The organism is Streptomyces sp. NPDC051909 (genome assembly GCF_040681095.1).
Classification (GTDB): Bacteria; Actinomycetota; Actinomycetes; order Streptomycetales; family Streptomycetaceae; genus Streptomyces.
This window is the reverse complement of sequence record NZ_JBFAYA010000003.1, coordinates 82,285-96,735: the sequence shown is the minus strand read 5'-3', so window position 1 is coordinate 96,735 and position 14,451 is coordinate 82,285. Positions and strand designations below refer to the sequence as shown.

At 73.7% G+C, this 14,451-nt stretch carries 13 protein-coding genes; 6 read left to right on the top strand and 7 right to left on the bottom strand.

The genetic code is table 11. The annotated features are described in order from the left end of the window. Positions 1-19 precede the first annotated feature (19 nt). From AB0M18_RS05945 to AB0M18_RS05930, 4 genes are all read right to left on the bottom strand, one after another. Positions 20-619, bottom strand: coding sequence for a TetR/AcrR family transcriptional regulator (locus AB0M18_RS05945; RefSeq protein ID WP_365755869.1), 600 nt, complete (start codon positions 617-619; stop codon positions 20-22). A 163-nt stretch (positions 620-782) separates the two neighbouring features. After that, positions 783-2,078, bottom strand: coding sequence for a hypothetical protein (locus AB0M18_RS05940; RefSeq protein ID WP_365755580.1), 1,296 nt, complete (start codon positions 2,076-2,078; stop codon positions 783-785). Beyond that, positions 2,075-2,869: a hypothetical protein gene (locus AB0M18_RS05935; protein WP_365755579.1), complete on the bottom strand. Its 795-nt coding sequence runs from the start codon at positions 2,867-2,869 to the stop codon at positions 2,075-2,077. Before AB0M18_RS05935 ends, AB0M18_RS05940 begins: the two co-directional genes overlap by 4 nt. Next, complete coding sequence (locus AB0M18_RS05930; RefSeq protein ID WP_365755868.1) at positions 2,866-4,953, bottom strand: right-handed parallel beta-helix repeat-containing protein; 2,088 nt, start codon at positions 4,951-4,953, stop codon at positions 2,866-2,868. The genes AB0M18_RS05935 and AB0M18_RS05930 overlap by 4 nt, the downstream gene beginning before the upstream one ends. A 205-nt stretch (positions 4,954-5,158) precedes the next feature. On the opposite strand from AB0M18_RS05930, the gene hmgA reads away from it, so the two are divergent. From hmgA to AB0M18_RS05915, 3 genes are all read left to right on the top strand, one after another. Next, entirely contained in the window at positions 5,159-6,484 is a 1,326-nt protein-coding gene (gene hmgA, locus AB0M18_RS05925; RefSeq protein WP_365755578.1) for a homogentisate 1,2-dioxygenase, read from the top strand. Positions 6,485-6,556: 72 nt separating this feature from the next. Further along, positions 6,557-7,306 carry a GntR family transcriptional regulator gene (locus AB0M18_RS05920; RefSeq protein WP_365755577.1) on the top strand — a complete coding sequence of 250 codons (750 nt, stop codon included), beginning with the start codon at positions 6,557-6,559 and terminating at the stop codon, positions 7,304-7,306. A 31-nt stretch (positions 7,307-7,337) separates the two neighbouring features. Then, on the top strand, positions 7,338-8,558 hold the full coding sequence (locus AB0M18_RS05915; RefSeq protein ID WP_365755576.1) for a type ISP restriction/modification enzyme: 1,221 nt from the start codon (positions 7,338-7,340) through the stop codon (positions 8,556-8,558). Between the two features lie 14 nt (positions 8,559-8,572). Here AB0M18_RS05915 and AB0M18_RS05910 read toward each other — a convergent pair whose 3' ends face one another. Continuing rightward, positions 8,573-9,292, bottom strand: coding sequence for a TetR/AcrR family transcriptional regulator (locus AB0M18_RS05910; RefSeq protein ID WP_365755575.1), 720 nt, complete (start codon positions 9,290-9,292; stop codon positions 8,573-8,575). 89 nt (positions 9,293-9,381) lie between these two features. Between AB0M18_RS05910 and AB0M18_RS05905 the strand changes: the two genes are divergently transcribed. Beyond that, positions 9,382-10,323 (top strand): ATP-binding cassette domain-containing protein, encoded by a 942-nt coding sequence (locus tag AB0M18_RS05905; RefSeq protein ID WP_365755574.1) that lies wholly within the window; start codon positions 9,382-9,384, stop codon positions 10,321-10,323. Continuing rightward, positions 10,320-11,102: an ABC transporter permease gene (locus AB0M18_RS05900; RefSeq protein WP_365755573.1), complete on the top strand. Its 783-nt coding sequence runs from the start codon at positions 10,320-10,322 to the stop codon at positions 11,100-11,102. Before AB0M18_RS05905 ends, AB0M18_RS05900 begins: the two co-directional genes overlap by 4 nt. A 182-nt stretch (positions 11,103-11,284) precedes the next feature. Here AB0M18_RS05900 and AB0M18_RS05895 read toward each other — a convergent pair whose 3' ends face one another. Next, entirely contained in the window at positions 11,285-11,557 is a 273-nt protein-coding gene (locus tag AB0M18_RS05895; RefSeq protein ID WP_365755572.1) for a hypothetical protein, read from the bottom strand. A gap of 275 nt (positions 11,558-11,832) precedes the next feature. Between AB0M18_RS05895 and AB0M18_RS05890 the strand changes: the two genes are divergently transcribed. Next, positions 11,833-13,479 carry a serine/threonine-protein kinase gene (locus AB0M18_RS05890; protein WP_365755571.1) on the top strand — a complete coding sequence of 549 codons (1,647 nt, stop codon included), beginning with the start codon at positions 11,833-11,835 and terminating at the stop codon, positions 13,477-13,479. Here the strand turns inward: AB0M18_RS05890 and AB0M18_RS05885 are convergent. Next, the gene (locus AB0M18_RS05885) at positions 13,463-14,269 is read right to left on the bottom strand and encodes an SGNH/GDSL hydrolase family protein (protein WP_365755570.1); all 807 of its coding nucleotides are present in this window, start codon (positions 14,267-14,269) and stop codon (positions 13,463-13,465) included. The two genes, AB0M18_RS05890 and AB0M18_RS05885, sit on opposite strands and share 17 nt — an antisense overlap. Positions 14,270-14,451: the final 182 nt, after the last annotated feature.

Sequence of the window (14,451 nt, the reverse complement as noted above, 5' to 3'; positions counted from 1 at the left end):
CGGGCGTCGTGGGGTGCGGTCAGCGCAGCGAGGGCGCGAGGTAGGCGTGCAGGAGTTCCCGGGTCTCGGCGATGAGCGCGGGGTCTCCGGCCGGGTCGGTGCGGAAGGCGAGCCGGAGCAGGGCGTCGGTGGCCTCGACGCCGACCAGCACCTTGCGCAGCAGGACCGCGTCGGCGGGGCGGCCGAGGGGGGCGGCGAGCAGTCCGCAGATCCGGTCGGCGACGAGGTGGTTGGGGTCCTCGTCGCCGCCGGGCTCGCCGGGGGCGCCGGCCGGGACCCCGAAGTCGACCAGGCCGAAGCCCGGGACGGTCCGCTTCATCGCGATGTACGCGTCGAGGACCGTGTCGATGGCGGCGTGGCCGTCGACGGCCGGGAGCGCGGCGAGTCCGGCGCTGATGCGGGCGGCGTAACTGTCGAGGTTGCGGTGGGCGAGGGCGGCGGCCATGGCCCGCTTGTTGCCGAAGAACCGGTACACCGAGCCGATGGGGACGCCGGCGCGGGTGGCGACGGCCCGGGTGCTCAGCTGCTCGTAGCCGGTCTCGTCGAGGAGTTCGGCGCAGGCGTCGAGGATCCGGGCGAGGCGTTCGGCGCTGCGCTGCTGGACGGGCGCGCGACGCAGGGCGGGTCCGGCGGCCGGTCGGCGGCTCTGGGAGGTGGGGGGTTTCGGGGTGGGCTGGGGCACGGGACCATCATGCCGTTCCCGCCCGGGCGGGGGCGATGGAGGGCGGGGGCCGGAGCCGGGTGGACGGGGCGGGTGACCGGAGCCGACCGGCCCGCCGGGGTCAGGCGATCAGCAGGCCGATCCCGCCGAGGGTGTACGCGATCATCAGCACGAACAGCGGGAGTTGGCCGGCCACGGCGCGGGCGGCCGGGAGGAGGCGCACCGAGCGGTCGTGCGCGGCGACGACACCGAGGACGTGGCCGGTGACGATCGCGGCGACCTGGAGGGTCGCGAGGCCCGCGGGACCCAGTGGCGGGGCGGGCGCGGGGGCGTTGTCAGTGCCCCCTGCCATGATGACGGTACGTGGTCCTTCGGTGACGAAGAGTGTGAAGTAGTGCGCCACGAGGTAGCCGAGGGCGATGGGCAGCAGCGAGTGCGCGAAGGAGGTGAGCGGGGTGGTGAGTTCGCGGTCGACGAGCCGGAGGGCGCCGGCGCAGAGTCCGTAGAGAGCGGCGACGAGGGCGACGGCGCCGAGCAGTCCGAGGGTCGCGGTGGGGGTGCGGCCGAGGGGTGAGGTCTGGAGGAGGGTGAGCCAGCGGGGGTTGTCGGAGAAGCCGTCGTAGGCGGTGGAGCCGAGGAGGACGCAGACGGTGGCGACGAGGCCGGGGCCGGGCGGGGTGGCGTCCAGGCCGTCGAAGGGGGAGCGCAGCACGAGCCGGCCGTCGGCGCGGCGGCCGAGCGGGGAGAGCCGGGCGAGGAGGGAGGAGTAGACCTCGAAGGGGTCCGCGTGGGCGAGCCAGTCGGCGCCGTGGCGGGCGGCGCCGAGGAGCTGCACGGCGGTGTGGAGGGCGAGGGCGGCCAGGAGGACGGGGGTGGCGGTGTTGCCGGGGGCGACGAGTTCGAGCCAGGTGAAGAGGAGGAGTCCGGCGGCGGCCGGCCGGATGCCGACGCGGGCGGGGACGGGGCGGGGCGGGCGGCGGGCGGGAAGCAGGCCGGCGAGGGTGCGCAGGGGGTTGACGAGGCGCCAGACGGGGCCGAGGAGGAGGGAGGCGGGGACGAGGCCGACCCAGAGCAGGACGTAGACCGCGCCGGGCGCGGGGTTGCGGTCCGGGTCGTCGGGGCCGAGGAGGAGGTGGAGGACGAGGGCGAGTCCGGCGGCGACGCCGGCGAGGCGCAGGGCGGTGCGGGTGGCGGGGGCGTCGGCGAGGCGCTGGACGGCGGCGGGCAGCGGACGGCCGGCCCGGTCGCCGCGGAAGCGGGAGGCTGACCAGAGCAGGCCGAGGGAGAGGAAGGAGACGAAGAGGGCGGCGAAGGCGCCGGCGTAGGCGTAGAAGGGCGAGAGGGGGAGGTCGTGCTGGGCGCCCACGCCGTGTGCGAGGAGCAGCGGATGCGGCGGGGGCGCGGTGAGTGCCGTCATCGGACGACGAGTTGGGTCAGCACGAGTCCGGACTCGTGGGTCTCCACCTCGAAGAGACCGGTGCGGTCGGCTGTGAAGGTGAGGGTGGCGGTGCGGTCGGGGGTGAGGGGCAGTTCGCGGTCGTAGCCGTGGACGTGGACGGTGTCGGTGTGGTCGCCGGTGACCTGGAGGGTGATCCGCTCACCCTGTCTCACCTCGACCCGGGAAGGGGGTGGTTGGACCGAGTCGCCGGTGATCGTGACGGCGAGGGTACGGCCGGGGGCGGCGGTGAATGTCGGGGCGGGGCTCGCGGGGGTGTCGGCGGGGGCGCCGAGGCGGACGGTGGCCTCGACGGGGCGGCCGGCGACGGCCCAGGCGGTGTGGTCGTCGGCGTAGAGCCGGGCGGTGAGGGTGCGGGCGCCGGCGGGGATGTGCGCCCAGGGGCCGTAGGTGCGGGCGGCCTCGCGGCCGTCGACGAGGAGCCGGGCGTGGCCGCGCCCGGGGAGGGCGGCGCCGCCGGTGCTCTCGGGGGTGAAGCGGAACCTCTCCGCCTGGAGGTGGACGTTCCAGCCGCCCTCGGTGTCGGGCCGGGTCTCGATCCGTAGGGCGGGGGCGCCCGCGGCGGGCACCTCGCGAAGGCGGTGGCCGGTGCTGTCCCGGGCGGTGAGGAGGGTGCCGTTGGCGCCGGTGGCCTCCTGGTGGCTGGTGCCGGGCTTGTGGTGAGTGGTCGGGCGCCCGCCGCAGCCGGTGAGCAGCGCCGTGCCCACGGCGAGGGCGAGCACGGCGCGGGCCGCCCGGCGGCGGCCGGTCACACGGCACCGCCGGCGGGCGCGGAGGGACCGGAGGGGGTGGCGGAGGCGGGAGGGGCGGGGGCGGGGGGCTCGGAGGGGGCCGGGCGGCGGGTTCCCGCGACGGCCACCGCCCACAGCACCCACACCACCCCGAGCAGTCCGCGCACCCACGCGGGGCTGAGCGGGATCCAGGGGATCATCAGGACGGCCTTGTCGAAGGCGTCGAGGAGGGTGAGGGCGCCGAGGGCGAGGGTGGTCCAGGCGAAGACGCGGTGGTGGGGGCGGAGCAGGAGGCCGAGGGTGGTCCACCACAGGCCGGTGAGGAGGAGGGCGAGGGCGGGCAGCAGGGTCGGGGTGAGGGCGAGGGTGGAGGCGACGACGTCGAGGGCGAGTCCGGCGAGGCCGAGGAGGGTGGCGGCTCCGGCGAGGCGGCTGGGGCGGAGGCGGCGCCACCACAGGGTGGTGCCGACCAGGGCGAGGACGGCGGCGATGCCGAGGGTGAGCTGGGTCTCGACGCGCTGGAGGCCGCGGGCGCCGTACCAGTCGCAGCCGGCGGGGAGCCGGCGGGCCTGGACGTTGTAGTCGGCGCAGACGAGGAGTTGGGCGAGTTTGACGGGTTCGCCGGCGAGGCGGTCGGTGGCGCCGGTGACCTCGCCGCGGCGGCTGCCGCAGGCGGGCAGGGAGCGCGGGGTGCTCGCTCCGGTGTCGGACTGCCAGCAGTTGCCGCCGCCCTGGCCGTCCCACCACACGTCGGTGCGGTTGGGGCGGGCGTTGCCGGCGCGGTCGGTGCCGAGGTGGTTGCCGGCGTAGCGGTTGTGGTGGGAGGTGTCGGTCTGCTTGCCCCAGGCGGATTCGCCGCGGATGAAGGCGGGGACGGCGCTGAGGAAGAAGGCGGCGCGCTGGTGGCCGTAGATCCAGTTGTTCTCGTAGAGGTTCCAGTTGCCGCCCGCGGTGATGATGCCGGTGCCGGGCGGCATGGAGATCTGGGGACAGACGACGCCCTGTTCGTAGCCGCGCTCGACGGGGGGTTTGGCGCAGGTGCCGTCGGCGACGTTCGGGTAGTAGTTCTGGTTGTTGTCGTGGATCAGGTTGCGTTCGAAGCGGGCGTGGTTCTGCGGGAGTCCGGGGTGGCCGGGGAAGGCGGAGTCCATGGAGGCGCCGCCCATGTTGTGGTCGAACTCGTTGTCGTGGACGTGGACGGAGTCTCCGGCGGTGCCGCTGTAGCCGACCATGTTGTGGTGGCTTCGGCAGCCGGTGATCTCGATGGAGTAGCGGGGGACGTCGTAGCCGTGTCCGTCGTTGATGTCGGAGGCCGAGCCGGGGTAGATGCCGGAGTCGCCGTTGCCGTAGGACTCGCAGTTCTTGTAGAGGCCGTGGTCGGAGGCGAAGGTGAGGAAGCCGTATTCGTCGTTCCAGCGGGTGAGGACATCGTCGATGACGAAGCCGTCGGCGGCGAGGACGTACAGCGAGTTGAACGTGGTGCGCTGGGCGGTGAAGTTGCGGAAGTACACGCCGTCGGACCTGTCGGCGCGGATGGCGTTGAGTTTGGCGTACTTGGCGTCGATGACGACGTCGAGGCGGGAGGCGCCGGTGCCTTCGATCTGGAGGTTCTTCTTGCCGAGGATGGCGACCAGGTTCTGGTTGTGCGGGCAGCGCGCCTGCTGTTCGTAGCTGAGGATCTGGTAGCCGAGGGCTGACCTGGGCGCTTCGAGGGTGGCGCAGGCGCCGGTGGGCGCGGGGAGCGAGGGCTCCTCCTCGTAGAGGCCGGGGAGGATCGCGATGGTCATGCCGGGGCGGTCGACGGCGTCGACGGCCTGCTGGAGGTGGCGGTGGCCCCGCGTCTGGCAGCGTTCGTAGAGGGCGAGGTTGCGGGCCTTGAGGTCGGCGGGGAAGCCGGCGGTCCGCCGCGCGAAGTCGGCCCGGTCGCTCTTGCACACGAGCAGGTCGGGTTCCGCGGTGCGCAGCGTCGGGACGCTGCCGGTGCCGTCGGGAAGGGTGACGGGCCGCTCCTCGTGCGCCTGGGCGGCGGGAGCGGTGAGGAGTGCGGCGGCGAGTGCCGCGAGCACGACCGAGAGCGCGAGGGCGAACCGTCGGGTCCATGACATGCGCGGGGACCGCGGGGGCAGCGGAGGCATGCGCGAGAGAGTAGAGCAATGTTCATCTTTTGGAACCCCCCGTGCACGCACCACGTCCAAGTCGCCCCGGCGCGCCCGTCGGGAAGACCCGGCACGGCGCCCCGTTGACGCGAGCGGGAGCGGAATCCTACGGTCATGCATAGGATTGTTGTGAGCGTCTGGACAGGAGCACGCGATGAACGCGGAGACCCACGCGGAACGGGCGAGAAAGACGGCCGAAGCGCTGAGCTACAGCACGGGCTTCGGCAACGAGCACAGCTCCGAGGCCGTCCCCGGCGCCCTCCCCGACGGCCGGAACTCGCCGCAGCGGGCGCCGCTGGGCCTGTACGCGGAGCAGCTGAGCGGGAGCGCGTTCACCGAGCCCCGGGCCCACAACCGGCGTTCGTGGCTGTACCGGATCCGTCCCTCGGCGGCGCACCCGCCGTTCGCGCGGATCGACAACGGCGCGCTGCGCAGCGCGCCCTTCACCGAGACCGTGCCCGATCCGAACCGGCTGCGCTGGAACCCGCTGCCGCAGCCGCCGGCCGGCACCGACTGGCTGGCCGGTCTGTGGACCCTCGGCGGCAACGGTGACACGACGCAGCGCGCCGGCATCGCCGTGCACCTCTACCACGCGAACGCGCCCATGGAGCGGGTGTTCAGCGACGCCGACGGCGAGCTGCTCATCGTGCCCGAGCGCGGCGGGCTGCTGCTGCGCACCGAGCTCGGCGACCTGGCGGCCGGCCCCGGCGAGGTCGCGCTGATCCCGCGCGGTGTGCGCTTCCGCGTCGAGCTCCTGGACGAGACGGCCCGCGGTTACGTCTGCGAGAACTACGGCGCCCCGTTCCAGCTGCCCGACCTGGGCCCGATCGGTGCGAACGGCCTGGCCAACGCGCGTGACTTCCGGGCGCCGGTCGCCGCGTACGAGGACGTCGAGGGCCCGGTGGAGGTGGTCAACAAGTACTGCGGCAACCTGTGGTCCGCGACGTACGCCCACTCCCCGCTCGACGTGGTCGCCTGGCACGGCAACCACACCCCGTACGTCTACGACCTGCGCCGTTTCAATGTCATCGGGACGATCTCGTACGACCACCCCGACCCGTCGATCTTCACGGTGCTGACCTCGCCGTCCGACACCCCGGGGCTCGCGGGCGTCGACTTCGTCGTCTTCGCGCCGCGCTGGCTGGTGGGCGAGGACACGTTCCGGCCGCCGTACTTCCACCGCAATGTGATGAGCGAGTACATGGGCCTGATCGAGGGCGCGTACGACGCGAAGGCGGAGGGCTTCGTGCCGGGCGGCGGTTCGCTGCACAACATGATGTCCGCGCACGGACCGGACCGGGAGACCTTCGACAGGGCGAGCGCCGCCGAGCTGAAGCCGCAGAAGATCGACGACGGCCTGGCCTTCATGTTCGAGACCCGCTGGCCGGTCACGGCGACCGCGCAGGCGGCCGGTGCCGACCACCTGCAGCGCGGCTACGACGACGTATGGCAGGGTCTTGAGCGCCACTTCCGACCGTGAACAGGCGTACGGTACGACGTACTGTTCGACCTGTTCGACCGGTTGTCCCGTAGCCGTCGTACGGAGTAGACCGTGACCGCCTTCGCTCCCGACTCGCTGGTCCTGAACCGGAAGCTGCCGCTCTGGTACCAGGTCTCGCAGTCGTTGCGCGCCTCCATACTGGGCCGCACCCCCGACTCCTCGCTGCGGCTGCCCACGGAGGAGCAGCTCGCCGCGCATTACGGGGTGAGTGTGCTGACCATGCGCCAGGCCCTCAAGGAGCTGGAGGAGGAGGGCCTGATCAGCAGGCACCGGCGGCGCGGCACGTTCATCGAGCCGGGCGCCCGGCGCTCCACGCCGCGCCGGCTGCTGGGCTCGATCGACGCGATCGTGGCCCAGCAGTCGGGCGAGCGGACCACGGTGCTCGGCCACGGCCCCGAGCCGGTGCCGGGCGAACTCGCCGAGCACTTCCCCGAGGTCGCCGAGGTCGCGGTCTTCCGGCGGCTGCGCGCCGACGGGGAGAGCGGCGAGCCGACGAACTGGGCGGAGAACGCGGTGCTCCCGGAGATCGCGGCGGGCATCGACCCGGCGGATCTGGAGCGCTGGCCGATGACGAAGGTGCTGCGCGACGTGGTCGGGGTCCGGATCAGCCGGATCACCGACACCGTCGAGGCGCGGCTCGCCGACCCGGAGACGGCCCAGCTGCTGCGGGTCCCGCTCCTGTCGCCGATCCTCCACTACACGGGTGTGACGTACGACGAGGACGGGCGGGTGGTGGACGTGGCCCGGATCCGCTACCGCGGCGACCGGTTCTCCTTCACGGTGACGGTCGAGGCGCAGTGACGGTGGAAGCCCACTGAGGGACATCGTTAGCATGCGGGCCGTGACGGAGGACCTGCCGCTGCTCGACGCGCCCCTGCTCGACGACCTCATGCCGTGGTCCGTGGCGCCGCTGCGGCTCGGCCGCTCGTGGATCGTCGCCCCGGATCCCCGTACGCTCCGCGAGCGCTGGGCGCGGCTGGTGGCGGCGGAGGGGGCCGGGCGGGAGGCGTTGTTCCGGGGCAGCCGGGCGCGGACGACGGGGAGTTCGGTGGCGGCGCTGCCCGGGCAGCGGACGGGGACCGGGCGCCTCGCCCGTGAGCCGGGCCCCTGCCCGGAGCCCGTGCGCCTCGTGCACGGGCCGTTCGACGAGCAGTGGCTGCTGCCGGACCACCGGCTGATCGACGCCGCGCGGCCGGAGTTGTGGCGGGTGGCGGACGAGCGGCAGCTGTTCGTCGTCGAGCAGGGGTACGTGCCGGGCGCGGCCGGGCCCGCGCTGCTTGTGACGGCGGCGCTGCCCGACGGGCGTTCCCCCGCGGGCCGGCCGGGCCGGATCCGGCCGTTGTTCCGGCGGCCGGAGGGGCGGGAGCCGAATCTGGCGCCGGGGCTGCTCGATCTGCTGGGCGGGCGGTACGGGTACGGGGTGGCCCCGGCGGATGTGGCGGCGTGGGCGACGGCGGTGGCGCGGCCGTCCGCCGCCGGATGCCGGGTGCCGTTGCCGGCGGATCCGGAGGTGTGGACGGCGGGCGTGGCACTGGGGCGCGAGCTGATGGAGACGCAGTTGCGCGGGGCGCGCGGCGGGGCCCGGCCGCGGCTCCCCGGGGGCCGCAGGCCGTACGTACGGGCGGCGGTTCCGGCCCGGCCGACGACGCTCTCGTACGACCCGGAGGGCGAGGTGCTGGGCCTGGACGAGGGCCGGATCTCACCGGTGCCGGCGGCGGCGTGGGAGTTCGAGGTCGGCGGGGTGCGGGTGCTCGAGCAGTGGTTCGCGCACCGGACCGCGAGCGCCGAGCCGGGGACGCTGGAGGCGATCGGCCCGGCGGCCTGGCCGCAGGAGTGGACCTCGGAACTCCTTGAGCTGATCACGGTCCTGGCGCTGCTCGCGGGGCGCGAGGAGGAGCGTGCGGCGCTCCTCGCACGCGCCGGGGCGGACGGCCTCGGGGCGGGCGCCCTGCGGGAGGCCGGGGTGCTGCCGGTACCGGCGGCGGCGCGGCGCCCCGCGTCCGTGCTCGACCATCAGGAGGAGGGCCCGGAGGGGCAGTTCATGCTGCTGTAGTCAGGCTCCTGCGGTCAGGCGTCTCTCGGCGTGAAGGAGTCGAGGAGCCGGGCGAGGGTCAGCTCGAAGATCTCGTCGGTGTCGACGGGTGCCGGGGAGGCGGCGAGCAGCGCGGCGAGGTGCGGGTAGGCGCCGGTGGCGAGCTGCCCCATGAGGTAGGTGCCGCGCACCGTCTGTTCCTCGGCCTCGGACCAGGGCAGGCCGCGGGCACGTTCGGCGATGGCCTGCTCGTTGCGCACGGTGGCCATGACGGTGCCGTTGATCATGGCGATGAGCTGCATCTTCAGACCGGGTTCGAGGTCGAGCGGGTCCAGGGCGCCGAGGCACCACTCCAGGAAGCGCAGGGCGTTGGGGCTGAAGCCGTAGGCGGTGGTCATGATCCGGGTCAGCCAGGGGTGCCGCTCCATGATGGCGCGGGTCTGCCGGGCGATGCCGGTCATGTCGGCCCGCCAGTCGCCGCTGGGCCGGTCGGGGAGCTCGTACTCCTCGCTCGCCGCGTCGACCATCAGCTCGTAGAGGTCTTCCTTGCGCGGCACGTAGTTGTACAGCGACATGGTGCCGCAGCCCAGTTCGGCGGCGATGCGGCGCATGGAGACGGCGTCGATGCCCTCGGCGTCGGCGATGCGGACGGCGGCGTCGACGACGTCGCGCCGGCTGTGGGCCGGCCTGGGGCCGCGGCCGGTGCGCTCGGGGCGCGCCCAGATCACTTCGGGTTCGGCCGCTCGGCCCGCCATCACTCATCACCTCGTCGCCCCATCGTAACGACGCCGCCGCCCCCGCCCAGCCGTTACGTACACCGTACGTAATGCGCTAGGGTCACCTCATGACAACAACTACGTACGCTGTACTTAGTGAGGGCCTGGAGAAGCGCTACGGCGAGGTGCGCGCGCTGCGCGGGCTCGACCTCGCCGTCCCCGAGGGCACCGTCTGCGGGATCCTCGGGCGCAACGGCGCCGGGAAGACCACCGCGGTCCGGGTGCTCACCACGCTGGTGCGGCCGGACGCCGGCAGCGCCCGGGTGGCGGGGTGCGACGTGGTCCGCGACCCGGCGGGGGTGCGGCGGCGGATCGCGGTCACCGGGCAGTACGCCTCGGTCGACGGCGATCTCACCGGCGCCGAGAACCTGCGGCTCTTCGCCCGGCTCCTGCGTGCCCCGCGCTCGCGCGCCGACGAACTCCTGGAGCGCTTCGGCCTCGCCGGGGCCGCCGACCGGCCGGCCCGCACCTACTCCGGCGGCATGCGCCGCCGGCTCGACCTGGCGGCGAGCCTGATCGTGCCGCCGCGGGTGCTCTTCCTCGACGAGCCGACCACCGGCCTCGACCCGCACAGCCGGAACGGGATCTGGGACGCCGTACGGGAGTTGGCGGCCGGCGGCACGACCGTGCTGCTCACCACCCAGTACCTGGAGGAGGCCGACCGGCTCGCCGACGAGGTCGTCCTGATCGACGGGGGCCGGGCCGCCGAGCGCGGCACCCCGGCCGAACTCAAGGCGCTGATCGGCAACCACGCCGAGGTCGTGGTCGCCGAACCGGCGCCCCTCGAAGCCGCCGCGGCCGTGCTCGACCGGCTCACCGGCTCGCTGCCGGTCCTGGACGCGGAGCGCCGCACGGTCGGCGCGGTCGCCACCGACCCCTCGCTGACCCTGCCGCGCCTCGTCCGGGAGATCGACGCGGCGGGCGTCCCCGTCCTGGACGCCTCGCTGCGCCCGCCGACCCTCGACGAGGTGTTCCTGCGCCTCACCGACCGCAAGGAGCCGGCCGCATGAGCACCCTCGTTCACGACGGCACGGCGATGCTCGGGCGGAATCTGCTGCGGGTCCGGCACGCCCCGGCGATCACCGTCATGACGCAGACCATGCCGATCGTCTTCCTGCTCTTCTTCGGTTACGTCTTCGGCGGCGCGCTCGCCATGCCGGGCGCCGACTACCGGGCGTTCCTGGTGCCGGGCATGCTGGTGGCGACGGCCGCGAACGGGATGATGACCGGGATGTTCCAGGCCGCCCAGGACACCCACCGGGGCGTCACGGACCGGCTGCGCACCCTGCCGGTGAGCCGGGCGGCGGTGCCGCTGGGACAGGCGCTCGCCGATCTGGTCACCACCGCGGTGGGCACGGTGCCGCTGCTGCTCGTCGGCCTCGCGATGGGCTGGCGGATCGAGGGGACGGCCGTCGAGGCGCTGGGCGCGCTCGGGCTGCTGCTGCTCTTCCGGTTCACCGCGACCTGGGTGGGCATCCTGCTCGGGCTCGCCTCGAAGAGCGAGGAGGCGGCCGGTCAGCTGGGCAGCGCGACCTTCATGCTGCCGCTGCTGTCGAACGCGTATCTGCCGACCGACGGCATGCCGGGCCCGCTGCGCACGGTCGCGGAGTGGAATCCGATCTCGGCGGTGACGACCGCCGTCCGGGGCCTGTTCGGGAACGCGCCGGTGCCGGCGCCCGGCGAGGCCGCCTGGCCGGTGACGCACCCGGTGGCCGGGGCGCTGCTCTGGTCGCTGGCGCTGCTCGCGCTGTGCGTCCCGGCGGCGGTCAGGCGTTACGCACGGGGGTGAGCCGAGACGACGACGGGCGTCGGGAGGCCCTGGGCCGGGTGAGGGAAGGCGCCGGACGGGCGGGGACACGTCCGGCGGCGGGTCGGAAGCGGGTCGTGGGCCGAGCGGGTGCGGGCGGGAGTGGTGCGTCGGGGTACGCGGGAGCCCGGCCCGGACGGCCTGTCAGCGCGGGGCGTCGAGGGTCAGTGGTGGCTGCCGAAGAGCGAGCGGCGCAGTCGGCGGAGCGGGGCGAAGAGCGAGACCCGCGAGCTGCGGCTGCGGTGGCCCTGCATCGGCACCTCACGCGTACGCGTCGTCAGTTCCCGCATGAGCAGCGTGGCCTCGGCCGCCTCGCGCTGCGGCACGGCGGGGCCGCCGAGCACCGCGAGATGGCGGTCGAGTCGCGAACTGGTCGCGCTGCTCCCGCAGGTGATGGCAGGCACTCGCGGCCTGCTGCGCATTGCTATCTGTTCCATGTCACTCCCCACCCGTACGAGGGCACCCGGCCCGGGCAGGTTAACCCTATCGCTCCGCTACGACACCCGTGTATTCCGGCCGCAGGATTCACCGCTTGTGTACGGGGGTTGACGATCACTGTCCGAATCCGTCTGATTCCAGGGTGAGTTGGACAGCGATCGAACACCTGTCGAACCGTCACGAACCATCCTGCCCGCACGACTCCCGCCTGCGGGCCCGCAACCGGGTGTGATCTCCGCCACCAAAAGCGGCGACGCTCCGCTACCGTGGAGAGATGACGGTCATCGCGGGGCGTTACCGGCTGCTCGACGTGCTCGGCGAGGGCGGGATGGGCACCGTCTGGCGCGCCCGGGACGAGGTCCTGGGGCGCGAGGTGGCGGTCAAGGAGGTGCGCGCCCCGGCCGGCCTGCCGGACGCGGACCGCGAGCGGCTGTTCGCCCGCCTGGAGCGGGAGGCCCGGTCCGCCGCGCGGATCACCCACCGCAATGTCGTCACCGTCTACGACGTGGCGCTGCACGACGACCGCCCGTGGATCGTGATGGAGCTGGTCCGCGGGCTCACGTTGGCCGAGACCCTGGAGGCCGAGGGGCCGCTGCCGCCGCGCCGGGCCGCGCACGTGGGCGCCGAGGTGTGCGCGGCGCTGCGCGCGGCGCACGAGGCGGGGGTGCTGCACCGGGACGTGAAACCGGCGAACGTGCTGCTCTCGAACGACGGGCGGGTGGTGCTCACCGACTTCGGGATCGCGGCCGTGGAGGGCGTGTCCCCGCTGACCATGACCGGCGAGCTGATCGGCTCGCCCGAGTACCTCGCGCCCGAGCGGGCGCTGGGGCACACACCGGGGCCCGCGGCCGACCTGTGGTCGCTCGGCGTGCTGCTGTACGCGGCGGTGGAGGGTGCGTCGCCGTTCCGGCGGGAGACTCCCCTGGACACCCTGCGGACGGTGGTGGACGAGGAGCCCCTGCCGCCCGCGCACGCGGGCCCGCTGGCGCCGGTGATCGAGGGGCTGCTGCGCAAGGACCCGGAGCAGCGGCTCTCCGCGCGGGTGGCGGAGGATCAGCTGCGCCTGGTCGGCGCGGGCGGCGCGCCGCGCACGGAGCCGCCGCCGGCGGGGGCGTACGCACCGCTCCCGACAGGAGGCCCGGGCGGACCGGGCGGACCCGGTGGGACGGGGCCGACCCCCCCGATGCCCGTACCGGCCCCGGTGCCCGGCCCGGGCCCGGAGGGGTCCGGCGGGCCGTCGCGCCGGCGGTGGGGCCTGGTGGCCGGGATCGCCGCGCTGCTCCTGGTGGCGGGCGGGCTGACCTACGCGACGCTGCGCGACTCGGATGCGGACAACGGCGGTTCGCCGGTGCCGTCGGTGACGCCGAGCGCGACGACGGCGCCGAGCACACCCTCGCCGTCCACGTCGGCGGCGCCGAGCACCACCTCGCCGAGCGCGACGACCACTCCCCCGGTGTCGGTGATCGTGAGCGTGCGGGCGGTGCGTGACGCGTACGAGGGCGCGTGTCCGCCGCCGCTCGACGCGGCCCCGGAGTTCACGGCGGCGGTGACGGTGGACCGGACGCCGGCGACCGTGTCGTACCGCTGGGCGACGGAGAGCGGCGAGAAGCAGGACGCGGCCTGGCGGACCCTGGACTTCCCCGAGGGCGGGCCGACCGAGCAGCGGCTGACCCGGACGCAGGCGGACTATCCGGCGGGGGCGCAGGTCGGCGACCGGATCCGCCTGGAGGTGCGGGAGCCGGTGGAACGGCGGTCGAACTGGGTGGCGTTCTCGGTGACGTGCGAGGAGACGGCCCCGCCTCCGTCGTCGCCGCCCGCGACGACGGCGACTCCTTCGGGCGGGACCGCCTCCCCGGGTGGTGCTCCCGGCGGTGCGCCGGACGGGGGTGCGGGTACGGCTTCGGCTACGCAGCGCCGTTGAAGGTCGGCAGGTAGCCGCCGGACTGGCCGGCCGCGGTCGGGTGGTACGACTCGCCGATGTTGAGCCAGTTGACGCTGTGGAGCCAGGCCGAGCCGGAGCAGATCTCGTGTCCGGTGAAGGCGGGGACGACGCTGGCGAAGGGGAAGCCGTGGTTCGCGGCGCGCTTCGCGGTGGCGGCGTTGAGGTAGTCCGAGGCGTCGTTGATGGCGCGGCGCTCGTTCTCGCTCAGGCCGGCGATACAGGTCCCGTTGAGCTGGTAGAAGCGCGGGTAACCGAGCACCACCACGCGCGCGTTGGGGGCCTTGTTGCGGATGGCGTTGTAGACCGAGTCGAGCTTGCCGGGCAGGGTGGTGTCGACGTAGCTCTTGGCTTGATTCACTCGGTTGATACAGGTCGACTCGGACTGCAGGACACAGGTCGTCATGACGTCGGCGAAACCGGCGTCGTTGCCGCCGATCGTGAGGGAGACCAGGTCGGTGCCGGTGTTGAGGGGTCCGAGCTGATTCGCCGTGACATCACCCGTTCGGGCGCCCGAGCAGGCGGTGAAGGCGAAGGAGGAGGGCGCGTGGGCGTTCTTCCAGAGGACCGGATAGGCCTTGGTGGAGCGCTTGCAGTCGCCGCTGGCGCTGTCGTAACTCCCGGCTCCGACACCGGAGGAGTACGAGTCGCCCAGGGCCACGTAGTCCACCGCGGCGGTCTCGGCGGCCTGAGCGACCCCGGCCCCGGTGAGGGCGAGGACGGCGCCGAGAAGTAGCGAGGACGTGAAAGCCGTGAATCGGGACAGTTTCATGGAACCTCCCTGTAGCAGGATCTCTGCGTTACCAGGTAGTAGCAGCGGATCCGGCCTTTCGGAAGTGTTCATGTCAAAACTCGTGGTGGACGCGCGTTGAAACCTCTTCAGGAACCAATGATTTCAAGCCAGTCGACGAACCGTCACGAAGTACGACGAGCATCCAAAACCCGGTGCGCCAC

Coding starts and splice junctions, on each gene's coding strand:
- AB0M18_RS05940 (WP_365755580.1), bottom strand. CDS start 2,078: ATGACGGCACTCACCGCGCCCCCGCCGCATCCGCTGCTCCTCGCACAC.
- AB0M18_RS05930 (WP_365755868.1), bottom strand. CDS start 4,953: ATGTCATGGACCCGACGGTTCGCCCTCGCGCTCTCGGTCGTGCTCGCG.
- hmgA (WP_365755578.1), top strand. CDS start 5,159: ATGAACGCGGAGACCCACGCGGAACGGGCGAGAAAGACGGCCGAAGCG.
- AB0M18_RS05915 (WP_365755576.1), top strand. CDS start 7,338: ATGCGGGCCGTGACGGAGGACCTGCCGCTGCTCGACGCGCCCCTGCTC.
- AB0M18_RS05910 (WP_365755575.1), bottom strand. CDS start 9,292: ATGGCGGGCCGAGCGGCCGAACCCGAAGTGATCTGGGCGCGCCCCGAG.
- AB0M18_RS05905 (WP_365755574.1), top strand. CDS start 9,382: ATGACAACAACTACGTACGCTGTACTTAGTGAGGGCCTGGAGAAGCGC.
- AB0M18_RS05900 (WP_365755573.1), top strand. CDS start 10,320: ATGAGCACCCTCGTTCACGACGGCACGGCGATGCTCGGGCGGAATCTG.
- AB0M18_RS05895 (WP_365755572.1), bottom strand. CDS start 11,557: ATGGAACAGATAGCAATGCGCAGCAGGCCGCGAGTGCCTGCCATCACC.
- AB0M18_RS05890 (WP_365755571.1), top strand. CDS start 11,833: ATGACGGTCATCGCGGGGCGTTACCGGCTGCTCGACGTGCTCGGCGAG.
- AB0M18_RS05885 (WP_365755570.1), bottom strand. CDS start 14,269: ATGAAACTGTCCCGATTCACGGCTTTCACGTCCTCGCTACTTCTCGGC.